Source organism: Pseudomonas sp. B14(2017), from assembly GCF_002113255.1.
In the GTDB taxonomy this organism is placed as follows: domain Bacteria; phylum Pseudomonadota; class Gammaproteobacteria; order Pseudomonadales; family Pseudomonadaceae; genus Aquipseudomonas; species Aquipseudomonas putida_Z.
In genome coordinates this window covers 60,499-76,583 of record NZ_NEJY01000003.1, presented here as the reverse complement: position 1 = coordinate 76,583, position 16,085 = coordinate 60,499, and the positions used below count along the sequence as shown (strand labels likewise).

Sequence of the window (16,085 nt, the reverse complement as noted above, 5' to 3'; positions counted from 1 at the left end):
CACGCAAGGCCTCAACCACAGAGGCCGTGTCGCCATCTTAGAAACAGCCCGCAAGCGGCCGAATGCTGCTTTGGTGGCCGCGCCTTACTCCCTTGGTAGTAGGGCTTGTGGCGAAGGGCCAAATGAGGTGCCCTGCGGGAACTATTCCCGGCAAGGGCGGGACATTTTCCGTATCCGGCGACGCCCGCCCCGTCCCACCCTGTGCAGGCCAAAACCTCCACTGGGAACTGCAACCATGACAACAAGAACGCTACCCGCCCTTTCCCCTCTGGCCCTGAGCGTGCGGGCCTTGCTGCTGGCCGGTAGCCTGGCCCTGAGCAACGCGGCCACAGCCGCCACCGCCCCAGCCGCACCTGCCGGCAAGAACGTGACCTGGGAAGACATCGCCAACGACCACCTGACCACCCAGGACGTGCTGCAGTACGGCATGGGCACCAACGCCCAGCGCTGGAGCCCGCTGGCCCAGGTCAATGACCAGAACGTGTTCAAGCTGACCCCGGCCTGGTCCTATTCCTTCGGTGACGAAAAGCAGCGCGGCCAGGAATCCCAGGCCATCGTCAGTGACGGCGTGGTCTACGTCACCGGCTCCTATTCGCGGGTGTTCGCCCTCGATGCGAAAACCGGCAAGCGCCTGTGGACCTACAACCACCGCCTGCCGGACAACATTCGCCCCTGCTGCGATGTGGTCAACCGTGGCGCGGCGATCTACGGCGACAAGATCTACTTCGGCACCCTCGACGCGCGGGTCATCGCCCTCGACAAGCGCACCGGCAAAGTGGTGTGGAACAAGAAGTTCGGCGACCACGCCGCCGGCTACACCATGACCGGCGCCCCGGTGCTGATCAAGGACAAGACCAGCGGCAAGGTACTGCTGATCCACGGCAGCTCCGGCGATGAGTTCGGCGTGGTCGGCCAACTGTTCGCCCGCGACCCGGACACCGGTGAAGAGGTGTGGATGCGGCCCTTCGTCGAGGGCCACATGGGCCGCCTGAACGGCAAGGACAGCACGCCGACCGGTGACGTCAAGGCACCGTCCTGGCCGGACGACCCCACCACCGAAACCGGCAAGGTCGAAGCCTGGAGCCACGGCGGCGGCGCGCCTTGGCAAAGCGCCAGCTTCGACCCCGAGACCAACACCATCATTGTCGGCGCCGGCAACCCCGGCCCCTGGAACACCTGGGCGCGCACCTCGAAGGACGGCAACCCGCATGACTACGACAGCCTGTATACCTCAGGGCAGGTCGGCGTCGACCCGAGCACCGGTGAGGTGAAGTGGTTCTACCAGCACACGCCCAACGATGCCTGGGATTTCTCCGGCAACAACGAACTGGTGCTGTTCGACTACAAGGGCAAGGACGGCAAGCTGGTCAAGGCCACCGGCCACGCCGACCGCAACGGTTTCTTCTACGTGGTGGACCGCAGCAACGGCAAACTGCAGAACGCCTTCCCCTTCGTCGACAACATCACCTGGGCCAGCCACATCGACCTCAAGACCGGGCGCCCGGTGGAAAACCCCGGGCAGCGCCCGGCCAAACCGCTGCCGGGAGAAACCAAGGGCAAGCCGGTGGAGGTCTCGCCACCCTTCCTTGGCGGCAAGAACTGGAACCCCATGGCCTACAGCCAGGACACCGGCCTGTTCTACATCCCTGGCAACCAGTGGAAGGAGGAGTACTGGACCGAGGAAGTGAACTACAAGAAGGGCTCCGCCTACCTGGGCATGGGCTTTCGCATCAAGCGCATGTATGACGACCACGTCGGCACCCTGCGCGCCATGGACCCGAGCACCGGCAAGCTGGTGTGGGAGCACAAGGAGCAGCTGCCGCTGTGGGCCGGCGTGCTGGCGACCAAGGGCAACCTGGTGTTCACCGGCACCGGCGACGGCTTCTTCAAGGCCTTCGACGCCAAGACGGGCAAGGAGCTTTGGAAGTTCCAGACCGGCAGCGGCATCGTCTCGCCGCCAATCACCTGGGAACAGGACGGCGAGCAGTACATCGGCGTGACCGTGGGCTACGGCGGTGCGGTGCCGCTGTGGGGCGGCGACATGGCCGAACTGACCAAGCCGGTGGCCCAGGGTGGTTCGTTCTGGGTGTTCAAGATCCCCAGCTGGGACAACAAGACTGCACAGCGTTGACTGCATGAGTTGACGCATCACTGGGGCTGCGATGCAGCCCATCGCCGGCAAGCCAGCTCCCACAGGTACAGCGCAGGTCTCAAGGGTTGCGCAGTTTCTGTGGGAGCTGGCTTGCCGGCGATGGGCCGCAAAGCGGCCCGAGGGTGCACACCCGACTTCACATTGAGAGCCTATCGCCATGAACTACCTGCCACTTGCCTTGCTGACCGTGCTGGCCCCTGCCATGGCCGAGAATGCCGACGACGCTGGCAACGATACCCCCCTGACCATCAACGGCTGCGTGATTGCCGAAGCCAGCCAGTGCCCGGGGGCCGACCTGCGGGGCGCCAACCTGGCCAACCAGGACCTGCGCAAGATGAACCTGGCCGGCGCCGACCTGCGCGATGCCGACCTGCGCCATGCCCGGCTGGACCTGGCCAACCTGGAAAAGGCCAGACTGCAAGGCGCCAACCTGACCCGCGCCAGCCTGCAGCAGAGCAACCTGCGCCTGGCCGACCTGAGCCATGGCCGGCTCGTGGCCATTCAGGGCTGGGGCCTGTTTGCCCAGGGTGCGCAATTTGCCAAGGCCGACCTCAGCGCGGCCTACCTGCAGTTCGCCAGGTTGTCAGGGGCGAAGATGCAGCAGGCCAACCTGCGGGCGGCAGACCTGGAAATGGCCTGGCTGAGCAAGGCTGACCTGCAAGAGGCCGACCTTGGCGATGCCAACCTGCAGGAGGCCAAGTTTGGCCAGAGCAACCTGGCCCGCGCCGACTTGCGCGGGGCGCGGCAGCATTACGGGAATTTTCAGGAGGCCAACATGGAGGGGTGCAAGGGGTGCCCCGAGACCTGGGACAAATGAGCGCTGCCATTTTTGCAACCACTCGGTTACCTGTGGGAGATTACCCAGCCCTTTGGGCTGCGCTGTCGCGCAGAGAACTCAGTACGCAAGCGATCCGCGTACCGTGTGGGAGCGGGCGCGCCCGCGAAGAATCCAACGCGGTGCCTGGCACCGGCTTCGCCGGTGTTCGCGGGCATGCCCGCTCCCACAGGGTCCGGGCCCGAACCATACAGACCTCACCCCGCCACCCGCACCACCCCAAGATCAATCCCCAGATGCACCAGCTCGGCATGGGAACTGACCTGCAACTTGCTCTTGAGCAAGGTCAGGTGGTTGGACACGGTCTTGGCGCTGATGCACAGCTGCTCGGCAATCCCCCGCACCGGTGTGCCCTTGGCCAGCATCACGAAAATCTCCAGCTCACGCTGGGTCATGCGCTGCAAGCGCGGGTCGCTGGCATTGTGCTGTGAGGTGCAGGCCAGCTGGGTGGCCAGGGGCTGTTCGATATAGGCATGCCCGGCCAACACCCGCTGCACCGCCTCGATCAGCACTTCGGGCGCCGAGTTCTTGGTCAGGTATCCCGAGGCACCGGCATCCAGCGCCTGGCGCACCAACGGCAGTTCGTCATGCATGCTGAAGAACAGCACCCGCAATTGCGGCAGGCGCTGGCGCAGGCGCCGGGTGGTTTCCAGGCCGCTGATGCCTGGCAGGCCGAAGTCCATGATCACCAGGTTGGGCACCTGCTCCTGAACCCGGGCCAGCGCCTCTTCGCCACTGGCAGCCTCACGTACCTGTACTGTCGGCAGCACTGCCCGCAACAGGCTGGCATAGCCTTGGCGGACCACGGCGTGGTCATCGACCAACACGATATTCATCACACCTCCATGGGAATGTTCAGGTCCAGCGCCCAGCCGGCACCCGGGCGGCTGAGGATGCGCAGTTCACCGCCCAGGCTGCGGGCGCGCTCGGCCATCGAGTGCAGGCCTACCCCGGGGCGCTGGGGCTGGCTGGCACCGCAACCGTTGTCGCGAACCAGCAGGCGCAAGCCCTTGGCGCTGCGTTGCAGGCGCACACGCACCTGGCTGGCGCCGGCGTGCCGGGCGACGTTGGTCAACGCCTCCTGCAGCAAGCGATACAGATGCGTCCGGCTCGCCCCGGGCAGCGCCGGCAGCTGCTCGCCGACCCGCAGGCGGCAATCGATACCCTGGCTGGCCTGCCATTGGCTCACCAGCAGGCCAAAGGCTTCGGCCAGCGGCATGTGCTGCAGCGCCAGCGGGTACAGGTCGTGTACCAGGGCGCGGAAACCTTGCTGCAGGCGTTCGCAATCGAGCTCCAGGGTACGTGTCGTCTGCGCCACCACGGCGGGCTGGTCCGCGACCATGCGCAGCAGGCAGAGCTGGGCCCGAATACCCGCCAGGTATTGCCCGAGGTCGTCGTGCAGGGTCTGCGCCAACTGGGTGCGTTCCTGCTCCTGCACCGCCAGCAGGGCCTGGGTAAGTTGAGTATTGTCGCAGCGGGCCTGCTCCAGAGACGCGGTCATGCGGTTGAAGTGCTCGGCCAGCTGGCGCGCCTCCGGCAGGCCGGCCTCGCGCAGGCGTGTGGTCAATTGCCCACCCGAGACCTGGCGCAAGGCCTGCAGCAGATCGTCCAGCAAGCCCATGCCCCGCCGCACCGCCCAGCGGATGGTCAACAAGCTCAGCAACAACGCCAGGCCGCACAGGACCAACAGCTGCTGCAGCGAGTCACGGACCTCGTCGATTTCATCCCGCGCATCCACGGCAATCATTACCCGGCGGCCGTCACCCAGCTCCAGCAGCCGGCTGATGTCATGACGCTGGCCAAGCAGCTGGCGGCCCAGCCAGGCATTCAGGTCGGTTTCTTGCGGCAGCCGCGCAGGTTCATCCGCCGCCAGCCAGTGCACCCGCACATGACGCAGGCTTTGCGTCAGCCGTGGTTGCAGGCTCTGTGGGGCGCGCTCGGCAGTATCGCCGAGGTACGCCACCACGGCTTGCGCCGACTGCAACTCCCGCTCCACATCAGCCACCGCCTGGCGCAACAGCACCCCGGCACAGGCCAGCGTCACCAGCGCGAAGCAACAGGTGACCCAGAGGTTGATACGCCACAGGGCCGACAGGTTGACAAGGCGCATGGGCAATTCTCCTCCAGGGGCTGCGGCTCATCGTAAAACCCGGGCCCGTGTGGTGAATTACTACCTTGGTACCGGCCGAGCGCTACTTTCTGCATATTTCCCCCTCCCGGCGGGCTTCCTATGCTGGCGCCATCTGCCGTGGAGTTGCCTTATGCGCCAGCCTGCCCACCTTGCCCTGACCTGCCTGCTGGCCCTGGCCGCGACGCTTTCTGCGAGCCCGGCGCCCGCTGCGCAGGCCCAGGCCGCAGAACCGTTGCAGGTGCGCATCGGCTACCTCGGCTATCGCCCCGATCCCGGCCCGCTGCTGTCCAACATCCTGCCCGAGCCCACCGATGCCGGGCTGCAGGGCGCCGAACTGGCGATTGTCGACAGCAACAGCAGCGGGCGTTTTCTCAAGCAGGAATTCCACCTGGCCAATGCCAGCGTCGACAGCCCCGAAGCCCTGCTGAAAGCCGCCAAGGCCCAGCACAACCAGGGCCTGCGGCTGTTCGTGGTGAATGCCCCCGCCGCCAGCCTGCGCGCGCTGTCTGCCGCCCTGCCCGACAGCCTGCTGTTCAACGCTGGCAGCCCGGACGACAGCCTGCGCAGCAGCCAGTGCCTGGGCAATGTGCTGCACAGCCTGCCCAGCCGCGCCATGCTGGCCGATGCCCTGGCGCAGTTCCTGGTGCTGCGCAAATGGCAGCGAGCGCTGTTGATCGTCGGCCAGACCGACGACGACCGCGCCTACGCGGCGGCCCTGCGCCGGTCCATGAAGCGCTTTGGCATGCAGCTGGTCGCGGAGAAAGCCTGGACTTTCGACAACGACCAGCGCCGCAGCGCCCAGGCCGACATGCCGCTGTTCACCCAAACCGCCGAGTACGACGTGGTGCTGGTGGCCGACGAGCGTGGCGACTTCGGCGAGTACCTGCCCTACCAGACCTGGTACCCGCGCCCGGTGGCCGGCACCCAGGGCCTGACCCCCACCGGCTGGTACAAGACCGTGGAAACCTTCGGCGCGGCGCAGTTGCAAAAGCGCTTCGAAGCCCAGGCCGGGCGCTGGATGAACGACCGCGACTTCGCCGCCTGGATGGCCGTGCGCAGCATCGCCAGCGCAGTGAGCAAACTGCGCCAGGCCGAGCCCCGCGCCCTGCAGCAACTGCTGCTCAGCGAGCAGTTGCCACTGGACGGTTTCAAGGGCCGCAAGCTCAGCTACCGCCCGTGGAACGGCGAGCTGCGCCAGCCAATCCCGCTGGTGCAGCCGCGGGCCCTGGTCAGTACCTCACCGCAGGAGGGCTTCCTGCACCCGTTCAACGAAATGGACAGCCTGGGCTACGACAAGCCCGAAGTGACCTGCGGCTACCCCTGACCCGATAACCACAACAAAAAGGATTTCGCCATGCGCCGCTCCCCGTTTCACCGGGCACTGCTTTACCCCAGCCTGCTGTCGGGCGCCCTGGCGCTTGCCGGCGGGCATGCCGTGGCCGCCACCGCCTGGGTGTCGAACGAGAAGGACAACAGCCTCAGCCTGATCGACATGCAGACGCTGCAAGTCACCGAGACCCTGCCGGTGGGCCAGCGCCCGCGCGGCCTGCTGCTGTCCCACGACAACACGCTGCTGTACATCTGCGCCAGCGATTCGGACCGGGTGCAAGTGATGGATGTGGCCACCCGCAAGATCATCAAGGAACTGCCCTCCGGCAAGGACCCCGAGCAGTTCGCCCTGCACCCCAACGACCGCTGGTTGTACGTGTCCAACGAGGACGACGCGCTGGTGACGGTAATCGATACCCAGACCGACAAGGTGCTCGGGCAGATCGACGTCGGCATCGAGCCCGAAGGCATGGCGGTGAGCCCGGATGGCAAGTGGGCGGTCAACACCAGCGAAACCACCAACATGCTGCACTGGATCGATACCAGCACCCAGACCCTGGCGGACAGCACCCCGGTGGACCAGCGGCCGCGCTTCGTCGAGTTCAGCCAGGACGGCTCGCGGCTGTGGGCCTCGGCGGAAATCGGCGGCACGGTGACCATCCTCGACGTGGCCAGCCGCCAGGTGCTGAAAACCCTCAACTTCCAGATCAAGGGCGTGCACCCGGACAAGGTCCAGCCGGTAGGCATCAAGCTCAGCGCCGATGGCAAGTACGCGTTCGTCGCCCTGGGCCCGGCCAACCATGTGGCGGTGGTCGATGCCAAGACCTACGAAGTACTCGACTACCTGCTGGTGGGCCGGCGGGTCTGGCAACTGGCGTTCACCCCGGACCAGAGCCAGTTGCTGGCCACCAACGGGGTCAGCGGCGACGTTTCGGTGATCGATGCAAAAAACCTCAAGGTGCTCAAGTCGGTGAAGGTCGGCCGCTACCCCTGGGGCGTGGTGGTGACGCCATGAATACCCTCGAAGTCAGTGACGTGAGCTTTGCCTACGGCCAGCGCGAGGCGCTCAGGCAGGTCGGCTTCAGCCTGGCGCCCGGGCGCTTCGCCGCCTTGCTGGGCCCCAATGGCGCCGGCAAGTCGACCTTGATCGCCCTGCTCACCCGCTTGTACGACCTGCAGCATGGCGACATCCGCGTGTGCGGCTGCTCGCTGCGCAACGCCACACGCCCGGCCTTGCGCCAGCTGGGCGTGGTGTTCCAGCAAAGCACCCTGGACCTTGACTTGAGCGTGGAGCAGAACCTGCGCTACCACGCCTCGCTGCATGGCCTGTCGCGGCGCCAGGGCAATATTCGGGTCGATGCCGAACTGGCCCGCCAGGGCCTCGATGAACGGCGGCGTGAGCCGGTCCGGGCGCTAAACATCGGCCATCGACGCCGGGTGGAGATTGCCCGCGCGCTGCTGCATGAACCGCGCTTGCTGTTGCTCGACGAGGCCAGCGTCGGCCTTGACCCGGCCAGCCGCCTGGCGCTCAACCAGCACCTGCGGCTGCTGTGCCGCGAGCAGCGCCTCAGTGTGCTGTGGACCACCCATCTGCTGGACGAAGTGCAGCCCAGCGATGACCTGCTGATCCTGCATCAAGGGCGCCTGGTGGCCAGCGGCACGGCCGACGCCCTGAGCCTGGAGCACGGCGGTGACCTCGACCATGCCTTTGCCCGCCTGACCAGCGCCCCCACAGGAGCCAATGCCCGATGAACGCTTACTGGCAGTGCTTCAACGGCATTCTCCTGCGCGAATGCCTGCGTTTCGTCCTGCAGCGCACCCGTTTTCTCAGCGCCCTGGTGCGCCCGCTGCTGTGGCTGCTGGTGTTCGCCGCCGGCTTTCGCGCGGCCCTGGGCATTGCGATCATCGAGCCCTACGACACCTACATCCCCTACGAGGTGTACATCATCCCGGGCCTTGCCTGCATGATCCTGCTGTTCAACGGCATGCAGGGCTCGCTGTCGATGGTCTATGACCGGGAGATGGGCAGCATGCGCGTGTTGCTGACCAGCCCATTGCCGCGGCCCTTCCTGCTCGGCAGCAAGCTGCTGGCGACCTCGTTGATCTCCCTGCTGCAGGTGTACGCCTTTCTTGCCATTGCCTGGTTGTATGGCGTGCAGCCACCGGCTGCGGGCTTGTTGCTGGCGCTGCCGGCGTTGTTGCTGGTGGCGCTGATGCTCAGCGCCCTGGGGCTGTTGCTGTCGAATGCGATTCGCCAGCTGGAGAACTTTGCCGGGGTGATGAACTTCGTGATATTCCCGCTGTTCTTCCTTTCCTCGGCGCTGTACCCGTTGTGGAAGATGCGCGAGGCCAGCCAGTGGCTGTACTGGCTGTGTGCAGTGAACCCGTTCACCCATGCCGTGGAGCTGGTGCGCTTTGCCTTGTATGAGCGCTTCAACCCGCTGGCGCTGGCGGTATGCCTGGGGCTGACCGTGCTGTTCACCCTGCTGGCGATCCTTACCTTCAACCCCCAGCATGCGGCGCTGCGCAAGCCGCGCTGATTGGCAGCGATCCATTGCTTAGCGCGAACCCTGTGGGAGCGGGCGCGCCCGCGAACACCGGCGAAGCCGGTGCCAAGCACCGCATCGGCTGTTTCGCGGGCACGCCCGCTCCCACAGCGGTTGCATATGCGTTGCTCCAGGCGCCCGGCTTTCTACTACTTTGGTACTGCCTTTGCTGTCTGATCGTCGCATTCACATTGCACCGCCACTGGCATGTAATGGGCCTATAACAAAAAGGACAAACCCCATGCCACGTGCCCTGCCCCGGCTGCCACGCCCATTGCTGGCGGCGCTTTCCCTGAGCCTGACGCTGGGCATTGCCCAGGCCGACACCACGCCGCTATTCTCCGCCGACGGCTATCGCACCACCCTCTACCGCAGCCCGACCCCACAACAGGTCGAGGGCGGCCAGGTCATCGACACTGCCACCCTGCAAGCCCTGCTGGGGCACACCCCAAGGCCGGTACTGATCGACGTCTACCGCCGCCAATGGCTGCAAGGCCGCTTCATCGAAGATGAACCCCACGCCAACATCCCCGGCAGCCGCTGGCTGGCCAACACCGGCGACGGCGAGCTGAGCCCGGCGTGGCACGATTACTTCGTGCGCAACCTGCAACAAGCCACCGCCGGGCGCACGGAGCAACCGCTGGTCTTTTACTGCCGCTCCGATTGCTGGTTAAGCTGGAACGCGGTAAAACGCGCGAAAGCCCTGGGCTATAAGAATCTGTATTGGTACCGCGACGGCCTGGACGCCTGGCAGCAGGCCAACCTGCCGCTGCAGCCGGCGCAGCCAGAGCCCTTCCCCTGAATTCATCGCCTGCAAACGCGTGCCCGCTCCATCCAATAAAAACGAGGTGAAAAGGCCATGTACAAAATTCTGATTGCCGACGATCACCCCCTGTTTCGCGAAGCCATCCACAACGTTATCAGCGATGGCTTCCAGGGCAGCGAAGTCATGGAAACTGCCGACCTGGACAGCGCCCTGGCGCTGACCCACGAGCACGACGACCTCGACCTGATCCTGCTCGACCTGAACATGCCCGGCATGCATGGCCTCAATGGCCTGATCACCCTGCGCAACGAGGCACCGACCACGCCGGTGGTGATCGTCTCCGCCGAGCAGGAAAAGCAGATCGTGCTGCAGGCCATCACTTATGGCGCGGTGGGTTTCATCACCAAGTCCTCGCCACGCTCACAGATGATCGAGGCGATCGAGCAGATCCTCAACGGCAATGTCTACCTGCCGCCCGACATCATCCGTGCCCAGAAAAGCAGCACCAGCCGGCGCCTGAACGATGCCCCGAGCTTCCCGCCGGAGATGCTCCAGGCCCTGACCCGCAAGCAGCTGCTGGTGCTCGAGCGCATGACCAAGGGCGAGTCGAACAAGCAGATCGCCTACACCCTGGATATCGCCGAGACCACGGTCAAGGCCCATGTTTCGGCGATCCTGCGCAAACTCAACGTGCACAACCGGGTGCAGGCCATCCTCAGTGCCGGTGATATCGATTTCGGTGATTACCTGCGGCGTTGATACCGCTATCTGGGGCCGCCTTGCGGCCCATCGCCGGCAAGCCAGCTCCCACAGGTACTGCGCAACTCTCGAGTCCTGCGCAGCACCTGTGGGAGCCGGCTTGCCGGCGATGGGCTGCGCAGCAGCCCCAATACCACTGACTGTCTGGCATCGCGGCTAGCCCTGGCTGCCCAGCAAATGGCTCATCGCCGCCTTCAGCTTCATCGGCCGCACCGGCTTGTGCATCAGGGTGTGGCCCAGCTCGCGGATCTGTTGCTTGAGCTCGTTGCTGTAGTTGGCGGTGATCATCATCGCCGGCAAGGGCTGGGCGCGGCGGGCATTGATCCGCGCCACGGCGTCGACGCCATTGCAGTCGTTGTCCAGGTGGTAGTCGGCGATCAGCAGGTCGGCCTCGGCATGGTAGTTGTCCACCTGGCGCGCCAGGTCCTCCTCCGACAACGCGGTGACCACCCGGCAACCCCACCCCTCCAGCAGGGTGCGCATGCCGGCGCAAATCGCCGCATCGTTATCCAGCACCCACACCCGCGCCCCGCGCAGGCGCTCGAGCATCGGCTCGCTGATCGCCAGGCTCGGCTGGGCCTTTGGCGCAGTGGCGCTCACCGGCACTTCGACCGCGAATACCGAGCCTTTGCCAAGCCATGACCGCACCCGAATCCGATGGCCGAGGATGCCGGCGATCTTTTCCACGATCGCCAGGCCCAGGCCCAAGCCACGGTCCTGGTCCGGGCGCTGCACATCGCCGCGCCTGAACTCCTGGAACATTTCTTCCAGGTGCTCTTCGGCGATACCGATCCCACTGTCCCATACCTCGATCCGCAAGCCGCCACGCTGGCGCCGGCAGCCCAGCACCACGCGGCCGCTGCGGGTGTAGCGAATGGCATTGCTGAGCAGGTTGCGCAAGATCCGCGCCAGCAGCTGGATATCACTGCGCACCACGGCGGAACAGCCCACGAAATGCAGCTCAAGCCCTTCGCTGCGCGCCACCTGGGCGTATTCGGCAGCGAGGTTGTCCATCAGTTCGCGCAGGGCGAACGGGGCGACATCGGCCTTGATCACGCCGGCATCGAGCTTGGAAATATCCACCAGGGTACCTAGTAGGTTCTCCACATCCTCCAGCGAGTTGCTGACATTACGCACCAGGTGAGCACTGTTGTGCGGCTCGCGGTGTTCGAGCAAGGCACTGGTGAACAGCCGCGCCGCGTTCAGTGGCTGCAGCAGGTCATGGCTGACGGCGGCAAGGAACTTGGTTTTCGACAGGTTGGCCTGCTCGGCCTCGCGCTTGGCCTCGCGCAGGCGCGATTCCACCCGGCTGCGCTCCTCGATTTCGCGCAGCAACTGTTCGTTCAGGCTGGTCAGCTCGGCAGTGCGCTCGCGTACCCGTTGTTCCAGATGCTGATACGCCTGGTGCAGCGCCTGCGCGGTGTTGCGCCGCTCGGTGATGTCGCGGATCAACACGAAGATGCCCACCACTTCGCCATTGGCCAGGCGGTTCGGCACGTAGGAGCGCAGCATGTAGCGTTCCTGGCCGTTGATGTTGGTTTCGGCAAACTCGAAGGTTACGCTCTCCCCCGCCAGCGCCCGCGCCACGTAGGCCTCCAGGCGCTGGTAATGCTGCTCGCTGTGGGCCTCGCGCAGGCTCTGGCCCAGCATCACGCCGCGAGGCCAGCAGTACCATTCTTCATAGACCTTGTTGGTGAATTCGTAGACCAGGTCGGCATTCAGGTAGGCGATCAGCGCCGGCACATGGTCGGTGATCAGGCGAATCTGGTGCTGGTGTGCCGTCTCGGCACGCTGCCGGGCCTCGCTGAGCAGGTGGTTGACGGCCTTGAGCTCGGCCATGGCCTGGTTCAGCGCTTCTGTGCGTTCGCGCACCTGCTCGGCCAGCACCACCGAATGCTGAAACGCGGCATAAGGGTCGTTGCCACGCGTTACGCCGGACTCGATACGCTCGATCAGTGCGCCGTTGATACGCTGCAGCTTGTGGTTCTGGTGCTGCAGCCGGGCGACCTCGGCCTGCAGTTCAGCGACCGACAGGAGGCCGGTTGCGGGCAATGGCGACCCCGGTGAAGGTCTGGTTGATGTGCATGCCATTGAACTGTTCTCCGTAGGTGTTGAAGCCGATCACCCGCTGCTCGCGCAGGAACGCGCCGATCGGCTCCAGGCCGTGCCGGGCTTCGAGCTCCAGCCGCCGCAGGAAGCAATCGCAACCGATGGTCAGCAGCAGCGGGCCGAGCCGCTGCTGCAAGCCGTCGAACAACTGGTGCAGGTTCGGCAACAGCGGGCCCGGGGTCATGGCGGTGAGCACGATGCCGTTCTCCACCGCGCAGTAGAAACTCAGGCTCAGGTCCGGGTGCACTTGCTGGATCGCCCGCACGTAATACTGGTCATGGATGCGCACGGCCAGCGGATGGGCGGCGAACACTTGATGATCGAGCTCGGCCACCGGCACGCCGATGTGCCGGGCGTATTCCTCGGCAGCAGGCTCGGCATTCAGTTCGAAGACCCGGCGCTGGGCACTGTCGGCACCGGTGACCACCAGCTTTTCCTGGCGCGGCAGGATGTGGTGGGTGGTGAACACTTCGAAGTCGAGCCAGGTATTGACCAGCACCACCACCGCCGCGCCGTGGTGGAACGCGCCGCCGAAATACACGTGGGTGCGGGTCAGGTAGTTGTCGTCGCCGGCCGAACCGCCGAAATGCGGGATATCGCCCAGGGCCGCACTGAGGGCAGCGAGCACCATCTCCTCGCGGCTGGACAGGCCGTCGAGCAGGGTCAGGGCAAAGCTGTGGCCCTTGATCGGCGCCAGGGTATTGCTGCGGCAGGTGCCGACCAGGCGCTCGACCATCTGCTGGGCGTCGATCAGGCTGAAGCGCTCCATTTCATCGATCAGCTCGGTGGCGATGGAAAAGTGCCGATGATCGAACCCGACTGCCGTTATGCAATTGCGGCCGTAGCCCAGTGGGGTGATTTCGCCGGCGCTGGTGCAACCGACCAGGCGGATGCCGCCAAAACCCTGCTCCAGGGCTTCGCCCAAGGCTTGCAGGTCGTATTCGGCGGAGCAGAAGAACAGCACGAAGCCCAGGTGCGGGTGCAGCAACTGCGCCGCCAGCTCCTGGGCTGCCTGCCGGGCGTCGGTTGCCTGGGACATGGCGCTGACCACACCGTCGTTGTGAGCCTGCTGCATCGTGGTCTCCGGCGCGGGGTGGCTGAGTGATGAGTGTACGAAGGCGATCATCGACGACGAATGCTACTTGGGTAGCGGGTGGGCGGTTCCATGGACGTAATATCACCGGCATGCGCGGGACCTTGTAGGAGCGGCCTTGTGTCGCGAAAGGGCTGCAAAGCAGCCCCAGCAATTTGTGCATCGCTGCTGAAATCCTGGGGCCGCTTTGCGGCCCTTTCGCGACACAAGGCCGCTCCTACAATTGACCGTGTTGCCCGGTCTGGCAAGGCTTACCAGGTGAGCACCGCCCCCACCGCAAAGGTATCGGTGTCTTCGTTCTGGTCACTGGTTTCATGGCCGTCGATGGAAAACTGGTTGTACTCGGCAACCAGCTTGAGGTTGTCGTTGACGTCATGGAACAGCGCCACGCCACGGGTCTCGTAATCCGCACCACTGCCCACCGCGCCGTTGCCATCGTCCTTGGTCTTGCCATAGGACAGCGCCACCCGGTTCTTGCCGACCTTGTAGGAGCCCTGCAGCAGGTAGCCATCGCTGTCGACATTGCGCAAGGTCGGTTCGCCAGCGTTGTTGGTGAAGAACGGGTTGATGCCCTTGGCCTGGAACCCCGAGCCGGTCAGCGACAGCCCCCCCATCTTCGCCTGCACACCGTAGCCGACGCCTTTGGAGGTGACCGACTGCACCGCCGGGTCGGTGTTGTCGGAGGTCTGGTAGCTGCCATTGACCCAGCTGTAGATCTGCGCCCCACCCAGGTCGAACTGGTAGGTGATCTCGCTTTCGGTACGCGGGTTTTCCTGGTAGGCCTTGCCGGTCGGGCTGCTGTCGTTGGTGTCCACCGGGTCCATGATGCCCACCGCCACCCGCAGGCCGTCCATCACTGGCGTGCGGTAGGTGATCTGCGAGGTGGGGAACGGGTACGGGTAGCCGCTACCGATGTTGCCGAACGATACCCCGCCGCCGTCCACCAGCCCCAGGGTGTCACTGACCTGGCCATAACCGGCCAGCAGTTCGTCGAGCAGGATATTGGAACGGGCGAACAGCCCGAAGTCCTTGCCGATCAGCACCTCACCCCACTCGGGGTTGGCCACGGTGCCGTAGAACTGGCGCACATCGATGGCGGTGTCGGTGCCGTTGGTTTCGCTGTCGTTGATGGTCACCCAGAACGAGGCACGCGCGCCGAGCTTCAGGTCATCCACTTGCTTGCCCATGTTGAAGCCCAGGTAGTTGGGCAGAAAGCCCATCTTCACCCGTGACTGGCGGCGATCGAACTGCTCGCCCTGCCGGTCGACATCGCTGTTGACGTAGAAGGCGTTGATATAGCCGTCGGTGGAAAACGTCGTCTGGTCCTTGTCGTACAGCATGATCTCGGCCCGGGCGAGGCTGCTCAGGCAAAGGGTCGAGAGGCTGACGGTAACAGCCGCCAGCAAGCGTGGGGACAGTTTCTTATTGTTGTACATGGCGCGCTCCGAAACGGGGACGGGATGTCGGAGGCGATTATCAGAAGCTGGCAAACAGCCAGGAACGCTGCCTTGGAGGGGGCTGCCAGGTGCTTTGGGCCAGCGCGCGGGGCGTGATGATTCCGGCCCAGGACCGGGTTACGCCCAGAGGCAAGACTTCTGGCGTAACCCGTAGTAGGCGTCGGGCCTACTACCGCCCTTCAGCTGAACACCCAGAGCACGCGGGTGGGCTTGTCGGTGAGGTTGGCGTAACGAAAGCTTGCGTGGGGTTGCAGCTGAAAACTGTCACTGGCGCGCAGCGTTACCGGCTCGCCGCCATCCAGCCATACGGTCAGTTCGCCTTCGAGCACGAAGCAGCCCTGCTCCGAGCTGTCGTCCAGGTACTCCTCGCCACTGCTGGCCCCAGGCTCCAGGTGGCTGTCGAGCATGGAGAACGCGCCCGTTATGGTGGGGGATGCCAGCACATCGGTGATGCCACCGGCCAGGTGAAGGGTACGACGCTCGTGAGGGCGGGTGACCCACTCGAGCTCGCGCGGCTGGTCCAGCTTGTAGAAATAGGCCGTGGAGACGCCGAGCTCTTCGCTGATAGCCGTGAGGTCGGCCACGGTTGGGCGGGATACGCCCCGTTCGACCTGGGACAGAAAGCCCACCGAACGGCCGATGCGCTGCGCCAGCTCGCCCAGTGTCAGGCCCTTGAACTTGCGCAGGTCGCGAATCAGTACGGCCAGGCCTTCGATCTCTTCGTGCACTTTCATGGTTGAATCGCGACTTTCGGATGGGAAAATTGATGCCCTGAAAAGTACATGATTCATTTCACAAAGCAAGATTCTTCAAGGAATTGCGGGAACCGGCAGTGTAATCCGGGGCCGCCTTGCGGCCCATCGCCGGCAAGCCAGCTCCCACCTCGACCGCATCGACTTCAAGTCATG

The 16,085-nt window shown here is 65.0% G+C and carries 14 protein-coding genes; 8 read left to right on the top strand and 6 right to left on the bottom strand.

Features of this window, described 5'->3' with window-relative positions; all coding sequences use genetic code 11:
* Positions 1 to 235: 235 nt before the first annotated feature.
* Together exaA and CAG34_RS03755 are read left to right on the top strand one after the other, a co-directional pair.
* Positions 236 to 2,131: a quinoprotein ethanol dehydrogenase gene (exaA, locus tag CAG34_RS03760; RefSeq protein WP_085588086.1), complete on the top strand. Its 1,896-nt coding sequence runs from the start codon at positions 236 to 238 to the stop codon at positions 2,129 to 2,131.
* A gap of 178 nt (positions 2,132 to 2,309) precedes the next feature.
* Positions 2,310 to 2,969 carry a pentapeptide repeat-containing protein gene (locus CAG34_RS03755; protein ID WP_085588084.1) on the top strand — a complete coding sequence of 220 codons (660 nt, stop codon included), beginning with the start codon at positions 2,310 to 2,312 and terminating at the stop codon, positions 2,967 to 2,969.
* A 215-nt stretch (positions 2,970 to 3,184) separates the two neighbouring features.
* Here CAG34_RS03755 and CAG34_RS03750 read toward each other — a convergent pair whose 3' ends face one another.
* A complete protein-coding gene (locus tag CAG34_RS03750) occupies positions 3,185 to 3,823 on the bottom strand; it encodes a response regulator transcription factor (protein WP_046613887.1) in 639 nt (212 codons plus the stop codon).
* Positions 3,823 to 5,097 carry a histidine kinase gene (locus tag CAG34_RS03745; RefSeq protein WP_085588081.1) on the bottom strand — a complete coding sequence of 425 codons (1,275 nt, stop codon included), beginning with the start codon at positions 5,095 to 5,097 and terminating at the stop codon, positions 3,823 to 3,825. The genes CAG34_RS03750 and CAG34_RS03745 overlap by 1 nt, the downstream gene beginning before the upstream one ends.
* 151 nt (positions 5,098 to 5,248) lie before the next feature.
* Between CAG34_RS03745 and CAG34_RS03740 the strand changes: the two genes are divergently transcribed.
* The 6 genes from CAG34_RS03740 (at position 5,249) to CAG34_RS03715 (ending at position 10,518) form a co-directional block, all read left to right on the top strand.
* The gene (locus tag CAG34_RS03740; protein ID WP_085588079.1) at positions 5,249 to 6,442 is read left to right on the top strand and encodes an ABC transporter substrate-binding protein; all 1,194 of its coding nucleotides are present in this window, start codon (positions 5,249 to 5,251) and stop codon (positions 6,440 to 6,442) included.
* Positions 6,443 to 6,472: 30 nt separating this feature from the next.
* A complete protein-coding gene (locus CAG34_RS03735; protein ID WP_085588077.1) occupies positions 6,473 to 7,462 on the top strand; it encodes a YVTN family beta-propeller repeat protein in 990 nt (329 codons plus the stop codon).
* Complete coding sequence (locus tag CAG34_RS03730) at positions 7,459 to 8,199, top strand: ABC transporter ATP-binding protein (protein ID WP_038409366.1); 741 nt, start codon at positions 7,459 to 7,461, stop codon at positions 8,197 to 8,199. Before CAG34_RS03735 ends, CAG34_RS03730 begins: the two co-directional genes overlap by 4 nt.
* The gene (locus CAG34_RS03725; protein ID WP_013972167.1) at positions 8,196 to 8,987 is read left to right on the top strand and encodes an ABC transporter permease; all 792 of its coding nucleotides are present in this window, start codon (positions 8,196 to 8,198) and stop codon (positions 8,985 to 8,987) included. Before CAG34_RS03730 ends, CAG34_RS03725 begins: the two co-directional genes overlap by 4 nt.
* A 247-nt stretch (positions 8,988 to 9,234) precedes the next feature.
* Positions 9,235 to 9,795, top strand: a complete 561-nt coding sequence (locus CAG34_RS03720) for a PQQ-dependent catabolism-associated CXXCW motif protein (RefSeq protein ID WP_075045534.1) — start codon at positions 9,235 to 9,237, stop codon at positions 9,793 to 9,795.
* A 57-nt stretch (positions 9,796 to 9,852) separates the two neighbouring features.
* Positions 9,853 to 10,518, top strand: a complete 666-nt coding sequence (locus CAG34_RS03715) for a response regulator transcription factor (protein ID WP_013972165.1) — start codon at positions 9,853 to 9,855, stop codon at positions 10,516 to 10,518.
* A 156-nt stretch (positions 10,519 to 10,674) separates the two neighbouring features.
* Here CAG34_RS03715 and CAG34_RS03710 read toward each other — a convergent pair whose 3' ends face one another.
* From CAG34_RS03710 to CAG34_RS03695, 4 genes are all read right to left on the bottom strand, one after another.
* Positions 10,675 to 12,570 (bottom strand): NahK/ErcS family hybrid sensor histidine kinase/response regulator, encoded by a 1,896-nt coding sequence (locus CAG34_RS03710; protein ID WP_085588075.1) that lies wholly within the window; start codon positions 12,568 to 12,570, stop codon positions 10,675 to 10,677.
* Positions 12,539 to 13,702: a nitric oxide-sensing protein NosP gene (gene nosP, locus CAG34_RS03705; protein ID WP_025339567.1), complete on the bottom strand. Its 1,164-nt coding sequence runs from the start codon at positions 13,700 to 13,702 to the stop codon at positions 12,539 to 12,541. The genes CAG34_RS03710 and nosP overlap by 32 nt, the downstream gene beginning before the upstream one ends.
* Before the next feature lie 269 nt (positions 13,703 to 13,971).
* Positions 13,972 to 15,156 (bottom strand): porin, encoded by a 1,185-nt coding sequence (locus CAG34_RS03700; RefSeq protein ID WP_085588073.1) that lies wholly within the window; start codon positions 15,154 to 15,156, stop codon positions 13,972 to 13,974.
* 200 nt (positions 15,157 to 15,356) lie between these two features.
* The gene (locus CAG34_RS03695; protein ID WP_025339569.1) at positions 15,357 to 15,911 is read right to left on the bottom strand and encodes a helix-turn-helix domain-containing protein; all 555 of its coding nucleotides are present in this window, start codon (positions 15,909 to 15,911) and stop codon (positions 15,357 to 15,359) included.
* Positions 15,912 to 16,085: the final 174 nt, after the last annotated feature.

Bases quoted from the DNA above. Each gene is read 5' to 3' on its own strand.
- exaA (WP_085588086.1), top strand. From the start codon at position 236: ATGACAACAAGAACGCTACCCGCCCTTTCCCCTCTGGCCCTGAGCGTG.
- CAG34_RS03755 (WP_085588084.1), top strand. From the start codon at position 2,310: ATGAACTACCTGCCACTTGCCTTGCTGACCGTGCTGGCCCCTGCCATG.
- CAG34_RS03750 (WP_046613887.1), bottom strand. From the start codon at position 3,823: ATGAATATCGTGTTGGTCGATGACCACGCCGTGGTCCGCCAAGGCTAT.
- CAG34_RS03745 (WP_085588081.1), bottom strand. From the start codon at position 5,097: ATGCGCCTTGTCAACCTGTCGGCCCTGTGGCGTATCAACCTCTGGGTC.
- CAG34_RS03740 (WP_085588079.1), top strand. From the start codon at position 5,249: ATGCGCCAGCCTGCCCACCTTGCCCTGACCTGCCTGCTGGCCCTGGCC.
- CAG34_RS03735 (WP_085588077.1), top strand. From the start codon at position 6,473: ATGCGCCGCTCCCCGTTTCACCGGGCACTGCTTTACCCCAGCCTGCTG.
- CAG34_RS03730 (WP_038409366.1), top strand. From the start codon at position 7,459: ATGAATACCCTCGAAGTCAGTGACGTGAGCTTTGCCTACGGCCAGCGC.
- CAG34_RS03725 (WP_013972167.1), top strand. From the start codon at position 8,196: ATGAACGCTTACTGGCAGTGCTTCAACGGCATTCTCCTGCGCGAATGC.
- CAG34_RS03720 (WP_075045534.1), top strand. From the start codon at position 9,235: ATGCCACGTGCCCTGCCCCGGCTGCCACGCCCATTGCTGGCGGCGCTT.
- CAG34_RS03715 (WP_013972165.1), top strand. From the start codon at position 9,853: ATGTACAAAATTCTGATTGCCGACGATCACCCCCTGTTTCGCGAAGCC.
- nosP (WP_025339567.1), bottom strand. From the start codon at position 13,702: ATGCAGCAGGCTCACAACGACGGTGTGGTCAGCGCCATGTCCCAGGCA.
- CAG34_RS03700 (WP_085588073.1), bottom strand. From the start codon at position 15,156: ATGTACAACAATAAGAAACTGTCCCCACGCTTGCTGGCGGCTGTTACC.
- CAG34_RS03695 (WP_025339569.1), bottom strand. From the start codon at position 15,911: ATGAAAGTGCACGAAGAGATCGAAGGCCTGGCCGTACTGATTCGCGAC.